Source organism: Streptomyces sp. SPB074, from assembly GCF_000154905.1.
In the GTDB taxonomy this organism is placed as follows: domain Bacteria; phylum Actinomycetota; class Actinomycetes; order Streptomycetales; family Streptomycetaceae; genus Streptomyces.
On sequence record NZ_GG770539.1, the window covers coordinates 319,776 to 327,099 of the forward strand.

General features: G+C 73.7%; 4 protein-coding genes. 3 read left to right on the forward strand and 1 reads right to left on the reverse strand.

Annotated elements, in window-relative coordinates; all coding sequences use genetic code 11:
* Positions 1–7 precede the first annotated feature (7 nt).
* Positions 8–2,944: an FAD-binding and (Fe-S)-binding domain-containing protein gene (locus SSBG_RS01345; RefSeq protein ID WP_037868652.1), complete on the forward strand. Its 2,937-nt coding sequence runs from the start codon at positions 8–10 to the stop codon at positions 2,942–2,944.
* Between the two features lie 45 nt (positions 2,945–2,989).
* Here the strand turns inward: SSBG_RS01345 and SSBG_RS01350 are convergent, their stop codons facing one another.
* Positions 2,990–3,724, reverse strand: coding sequence for a transpeptidase (locus SSBG_RS01350; protein WP_037868655.1), 735 nt, complete (start codon positions 3,722–3,724; stop codon positions 2,990–2,992).
* 160 nt (positions 3,725–3,884) lie between these two features.
* Between SSBG_RS01350 and SSBG_RS01355 the strand changes: the two genes are divergently transcribed.
* Positions 3,885–5,846, forward strand: a complete 1,962-nt coding sequence (locus SSBG_RS01355) for an ABC transporter transmembrane domain-containing protein (protein WP_008744443.1) — start codon at positions 3,885–3,887, stop codon at positions 5,844–5,846.
* A partial coding sequence (locus SSBG_RS01360) for an ABC transporter ATP-binding protein (RefSeq protein WP_008744444.1) occupies positions 5,843–7,324 on the forward strand: 1,482 nt, incomplete at its 3' end. The genes SSBG_RS01355 and SSBG_RS01360, both read left to right, overlap by 4 nt.

Below are 7,324 nucleotides of genomic sequence, written 5' to 3' on the forward strand. Positions count from 1 at the left end.
CCGCCCCATGCCGCTGCTGGAACCGAGCCCGAACACCCTGCGCCCCTCCGGGCGCGAGGAGAGCGCGCCGGACCTGGTTCCCGCCGGGCTCGCGGACGGCACGCCGGAACCCCTGCGCCGCGAGCTGAGCGCGCTGCTCGGGCCGGACCGGGTCCTCAGCGGCGTCTCGGACCTCGTCCGGTACGCGTCCGACGCGAGCCCCTACCGCTTCCTGCCCCAGGTCGTCGTGGTCCCGCGGTCCGCCGACGAGGTCGCCGCCGTCATGCGCTACGCGCGGGAGAAGGGCCGCAAAGTGGTCTTCCGCGCGGCCGGGACCTCCCTCAACGGGCAGGCCCAGGGCGAGGACATCCTCGTGGACGTGCGGCGGCACTGGGCGGGCGTCGAGGTGCTGGACAACGGGGCGCGCGTCCGCCTCGGCCCCGGTACGACGGTCGTCCGGGCCAATACGACGCTCGCCCGGCACGGGCGCGTCCTCGGGCCCGACCCGGCGAGCGCCATCGCGTGCACCGTCGGCGGTGTCGTCGCGAACAACGCCTCGGGCATGACGGCGGGGACGACGCGGAACTCCTACCGCCTGGTCAGCTCGCTGACGGTCGTCCTGCCCTCGGGCACGGTCGTGGACACCGGCGCCCCCGACGCGGCCGAACGGCTCGCGGCGGCGGAGCCCGAGCTGTGCGCGGGGCTCATGGCGCTGAAGGCGGAGATCGAGGCGGACCCGGCGCTCACGGCCCGTATCCGCGCCAAGTACGAGATCAAGAACACCAACGGCTACCGGCTCGACGCCTTCCTCGACGGCGACGACCCGGTGTCGATCCTGCGCGGGCTCATGGTCGGCTCCGAGGGGACCTTCGGCTTCATCTCCGAGGTCGTCTTCGACACGCTGCCGCTGGAACGCCTCAACTCCACCGCGCTGCTCTTCTTCCCCTCGCTGCCCGCCGCGGCGGCGGCCGTGCCGAGGTTCAACGAGGCCGGGGCGATCGCCGTCGAGCTGATGGACGGGAACACGCTGCGCGCCTCGACGAGCGTCGCCGGGGTGCCCGCGGACTGGGCGGAGCTGCCGAAGGACACGGCGGCGCTGCTCGTGGAGTTCCGCGCCTCCGACGATGCCGGGCGGGAGGCGAACGAGCGGGCCGCCGCGGGGGTGATGGAGAGCCTCGAACTGGTCGCCCCGGTGGCCTCGGTGACCAACGCCTTCACGCGCGACGCGAAGCTCATCGGCGGCTACTGGAAGGCCCGCAAGGCGTTCGTGACCGCCGTGGGCGGCACGCGGCCCTCGGGGACGACGCTCATCACGGAGGACTTCGCCGTACCGCCCTCGCGGCTCGCCGAGGCGTGCGAGGCGCTGCTCGCCCTCCAGACGGCGCACGGCTTCGACGCCGCCGTCGCCGGTCACGCCGCGCACGGCAACCTGCACTTCCTCCTCGCCTTCGACGCGGCGAAGCCCGGGGACGTGCGGCGCTACGCGGAGTTCATGGACGCGTTCTGCGCGAGCACCGTCGAGCGCTTCGACGGCTCACTGAAGGCGGAGCACGCGACGGGCCGCAACATCGCGCCGTTCCTGGAGCTGGAGTGGGGCCCGCGCGCGACCGAGCTGATGTGGCGGATCAAGCACGTCATGGACCCCGCGGGCGTCCTCGCCCCGCGCGTCGTGCTCGACCGCGACCCGAAGGCGCACCTGCGCGGGCTCAAGACGATCCCGAAGGTCGAGGCGGTCGCCGACCCGTGCATCGAGTGCGGCTTCTGCGAGCCGACCTGCCCGAGCCACGACCTCACCACGACGCCGCGCCAGCGCATCGTGCTGCGCCGCGAGATGATGCGCCAGCCGGCCGGCTCGGCCGTCGAGAACGGGCTGCTCGACGCCTACGGCTACGACGCCGTGGACACGTGCGCCGGGGACTCGACGTGCAAGCTCGCCTGCCCGGTCGGCATCGACACGGGCGCCATGATGAAGGAGTTCCGCCACCAGCGGCACAGCGCCCGCGAGGAGAAGATCGCCACGTACACGGCGAAGGACTTCAAGGTCGTGGAGAGCGGGGCGCGGCTCGCGGTGGCCTCGGCGGAGAAGATCGGCGACCGGCTGCTGACCGCCGTGACCCGCACGGCGCGCAAGGCGGTCCGTCCCGACCTCGTACCGGAGTGGCTGCCGGAGATCCCGGGCGCGGCGGCCCGGCGCCTGCCCCGGACGGAGAAGCCGGGGGCGACGGCCGTCTACTACCCGGCGTGCGTGAACCGCATCTTCGGCGGTCCCGAGGGCGATTTCGAGCCCTCGCTGCCGCAGGCCGTCGTGCTCCTGGCGCGGCGCGCGGGCAAACCGGTGTGGATTCCCGGGGACGTCTCGGGCACGTGCTGCTCCACGATCTGGCACTCCAAGGGCTACGAGGACGCCAACACCGTCATGGCGAACCGCGTCGTGGAGGCGGCCTGGGGCTGGACCGGCGGGGGGCGGCTGCCGCTCGTCGTGGACGCCTCCTCCTGCACGCTCGGGCTCGCCCACGAGGTGGTGCCGTACCTGACCGCGGAGAACAAGGAGCTGCACGAGGCCCTGACGATCGTGGACTCGCTCGTGTGGGCGGCCGAGGAGCTGCTTCCCGAGCTGACCGTCCACCGCAGGGTGGAGTCCGCCGTCGTGCACCCCACCTGCTCGATGCAGCACCTCGGCGACGTCGACCGGCTCGTGGAGCTGGCGGGGGCCTGTGCCGAGGAGGTCGTCGTGCCGGACGACGCCGGCTGCTGCGCCTTCGCGGGCGACCGGGGGATGCTGCACCGCGAGCTGACCGAGTCGGCGACGGCGGCGGAGGCCGCCGAGGTGACGTCGCGCTCCTTCGACGCGTACCTGTCGGCGAACCGCATGTGCGAGGTGGGCATGGATCACGCGACGGGCGGCAAGGGGTACGCCTCGGTGCTCATGCAGCTGGAACGGGCGACGCGGCCGCCGCGCGCCTGAGCGGACCGGCGGTGCGGGCCGGGCCCGTACCGCCGGGGAGGGCGGTCAGGCGGCCAGGTTCTTCTTGTCCCCCATGACCACGACCGGGTGCTGTCGCGGGTCGAGGGTCGTGAGGAGCGACCTCATGCCGGCCTTGGGGATGCTCACGCACGCCGAGGTGCCGCTGCCGTGGTCCATGTGCAGCCAGATGCTGCCGCCCTTGGTCTGGCCCTCGGGGCGGGTGGGGTCGTTGGGCGCGGTGCCCTTGACGCGGTTGTAGTCGATGGCGATGACGTAGTCGAAGTCGTGCCAGTGGGACTTCGCCCAGTAGTGCGGCGCCTGGATCGACGCGGTCCGCGTGTATGGGAGCGCGGCGCCCGGGTCGGCGAGGACGCCGCCCGCGTCGCTCAGCGTGTAGACGCCGACGGGGCTGCGCTTGTCGTTCTCGTGGTGGGCCGTGGTCCAGCCCTTCTTGCCGTTGTGCCCCTGCCAGGAGGCGGACTTCTTCCACGCCTTCCCGGTCCTCGTGTAGAGCACGACTGTGGAGTCGGCGGAGTCGACGCCCTTGCCGTAGACGGCGACGACCTGGCGGCTCGCGGCGGGGATCTGCCCCTGGAGGCGGTCGCCGACGCCGGGGACGCGGGTCGGGTCGGCCTGGGGCGCGCGGTGCGCGGCGGGCGAGGACGCGGCGGCGGCCTTCTTGGCACCGTCCCCGCCGTCCTGCCCGGAGCAGGAGGTGAGCAGCGCGAGCACCGCCGCCGTACCGATCAGGACCTTCACCGTGCCACCCGTACTGTGCATACGGTCATACTCCCACCCGTGCCCAGGGACACCCCGCCGGAGGGCCGCCCGGCGCCCGGACCTGCCGATTCCTTTACCGATCAGCGAAAAGTCATTTGCTCTTCCGGGTCGGGCAAGTAAGGCTTACCTCATTTGCTCGTCTCTTTGGCCCTGGACTCTCATGCGCATCAAGGATCTTCCGTACGCGGACCCCGGCGTCCCCGACGTACGGTCAGGCCCCCGTTTCCTGTACTGGCTGGGACGGCGGCAACGGGGCGGCCAGTTGCGCGCGCTCGCCTGGGGAATGCTCAACTTCGGCTCGCTCTCGGCCCTGCCGTACCCGGTGGGCGTCGCCGTCGAGGCCGTCTCGGAGGGCGGGGACGGGGCGGGCCGGCGGCTCGCGCTCGCCGGGCTGCTGCTCCTCGCGCTCGGGGCGGGGATCGCGGTCGGCGACGTCATGCTGCACCGCACGGCCGTCACCAACTGGATCACCGCGGCGGCGCGCATCCAGCAGCTCCTGATCCGCAAGAGCGCGGAACTGGGCTCGACGCTCACCCGCAGGGTGGCGGCGGGCGAGGTCGTCGCGGTCTCGACGGGCGACGTCGAGAAGATCGGCTGGTTCGTGGAGGCGCTCTCGCGCTTCATGGCCGCGGCACTGACCATCGTCCTCGTCTGCGCCGGTCTGTTCTTCTACGAGCCGCACCTGGCGCTCGTCGTCGCGATCGGGGTGCCCGTGGTGGCGCTCTCGGTCCTGCCGCTCCTGCCGCCTTCGGTGCGCCGGGCCGACGTCCAGCGCGAGAAGGCGGGGCGCGCGACGGAACTCGCCTCGGACACCGTCGCCGGGCTGCGGGTGCTGCGCGGCATCGGCGGCGAGGAACTTTTCCTCGGCCGCTACCGGGCGGCCTCGCAGGAGGTACGGGGCGCCGCCGTGCGCAGCGCGCGGCTGTGGTCGCTCATCGCGGCGGTACAGGTGCTCGTGCCGGGCCTGCTGCTCATCGCGGTGGTCTGGTACGGGGTTCGGCTCGCGCGCGAGGGCACCGTGTCGGTCGGGGAACTGGTCACCGTCTACAGCATGGTGACGCTGCTCGCGTGGCCGATGCGGCACTTCGAGGAGATCGCCATGGCGTACTCCTTCTCGCGGCCCTCGGCGCGGCGGGCGGCACGGGTGCTGTCGCTGCGGCGGGTCACGGAACGGGGCGCCGGTTCGACGGCGGGTCCGGGGGCGGGGGCCTCGGGTGGTGGCACCGCCGCGAAACCGGCCGGGGCGGTCCCGTACGCGGGCCCCGCCGAGTTGTACGACCCGCTGACCGGGCTCCAGGTGCCCGAGGGCCTGCTGACGGCCGTCGTCTGCGGGGACCCGGACGCGGCGGGGCGCCTCGCCGACCGGCTCGGCGGCCACTCCCCCGAGCACGCCGGGGAGCCCTCCGTGCTGCTCGGCACGGTGGCGCTCGACGGGCTGCCGCTCGCCGACGCGCGGCGCCTCGTGCTCGTCCAGGACAAGGACCCCGTCCTCCTGTCCGGCACGTTGCGCGAACTCCTCGACATCCCCGCGTCCGGTGCCGTCGCGCCACAGGCCGCGCTCGACGCCGCGCAGTGTACGGACGTGCTCGCCGCGCTCGCGCAGGCCGACCCCGGTCCGGGGACGAGTGGCGGCGACCCGCTGCGGACCCGTATCACCGAGCGCGGCAGGTCGCTCTCGGGCGGCCAGCGGCAGCGGCTCGCGCTCGCGCGCTCGCTCGTCGCCGACCCGGAGGTACTGGTGCTGGACGAGCCGACATCGGCGGTCGACGCGCACACCGAGTCCCGCATCGCGGGCGGCCTCGCCGCGCTGCGCGCGGGCCGCACCACCGTCGTCCTCACCTCCTCGCCCCTGCTGCTCGACGCCGCCGACCGGGTCGTCCTCGTCCTCGGCGACTCGGTCGTGGCCGAGGGCACGCACCGCGAACTGCTCGCCGCCGAACCGCGCTACCGCGCCGTCGTGACACGCGAGACGGACGAGGAGCTGAACGATCTCGGCACCCTGCGCGAGGTCGAGGTGCGGCACGAGGGCGCGGCCGACGGCCGCGAGGGGGGCACCACCGGGCCCGCCCCCGTCGAGGCGACACCCGGCGAGAACACCGTACGGATCGAGGAAACCGCATGACCGGGCCCACTCCCCCGCGCTACGACCCGGCGGCGCCGACGACGGCGGAGACGCTGCCGGTCGGCAGCCCGGCGACCGTGCGTGCCTATGCCGGGGCCCTGTTCCGGCGGCACCGCACCGCCTTCCTCGTGCTGATCGCGGTGAACGCGGTCGCGGTGATCGCCTCGATGATCGGCCCGTACCTGCTCGGCGGCCTGGTCGACCGGGTCGCGGACCACGCGGAGACGATCCGGCTGCCGCGCACGCTCGCGTTCTTCGCGCTCGCGCTGCTCGTGCAGACGGTGTTCATCCGGATGGTGCGGCTGCGCGGCGCGATGCTCGGCGAGGAGATGCTCGCCGACCTGCGCGAGGACTTCCTCGTCCGCTCCGTGAAGCTGCCGCCGGGGGTCCTGGAGCGCGCGGGCACGGGTGACCTGCTCTCGCGGATCACCACGGACATCGACCGGCTCGCGGGCGCGATGCGGGAGGCGGTGCCGCAGTTGTCGATCGGGCTCGTGTGGGCGGTGCTGCTGCTCGGCGGCCTCGTCGTGACGGCGCCTCCGCTCGCGCCCGCCGTGCTGATCGCCGTCCCGCTCGCCGTGATCGGCTGCCGCTGGTACTTCAAGCGCGCCCCCTCGGCGTACCGCTCCGAGGCCGCCGGGTACGCGGCCGTGGCCGCCGCGCTCGCCGAGACGGTCGACGCGGGCCGCACCGTCGAGGCGCACGGCCTGGGCGCGCGCCGCGTCGCCCTCACCGACCGCCGGGTCTCCGAATGGACGAAATGGGAGAACTACACCCTTTCGTTGCGTTCGGTTCTCTTCCCGGTCATCAATGTCACGCACACGACCGTGCTCGCCTCGGTACTCATGGTCGGCGGAGCCTTCGTGCTCCAGGGGTGGATCGGTGTCGGGCAGCTGACGACAGCCGCGCTGCTCGCGCAGATGCTCGTGGAGCCGGTCGGCCTGATCCTGCGCTGGTACGACGAGTTGCAGGTCGCGCAGGTGTCCCTGGCGCGGCTGGTGGGGGTACGGGACATCGAACCGGCCGCCGGGGACGCGGACGTCGCGCCGCGCGGCCGTGTGCTCGACGCCGCCGACGTCCACTTCGGGTACCGGGAGGGCGTGGACGTCCTGCGTGAGGTGACGCTCGGGGTGGAACCGGGGACCCGGCTCGCGCTCGTGGGGCCCTCGGGGGCGGGCAAGTCCACGCTCGGGCGCCTGCTCGCGGGGATCTACGCACCCCGCGCGGGCGCGGTGACCCTGGGCGGGGCCGCGTTGTCGGAGATGACGGCGGAGGCGGTGCGCAGCCACGTCGCGCTCGTCAACCAGGAGCACCACGTCTTCGTGGGCTCCCTGCGCGACAACCTGCGCCTCGCCCGCGCCGGGGCGGCCGACGAGGAGCTGTGGGCGGCCCTCGCCGCCGTGGACGCGACGCCGTGGGCGCGCGCCCTCGGCCAGGGCCTCGACACGGAGGTCAAGCTCGGGCGCGGCGACGCTGAC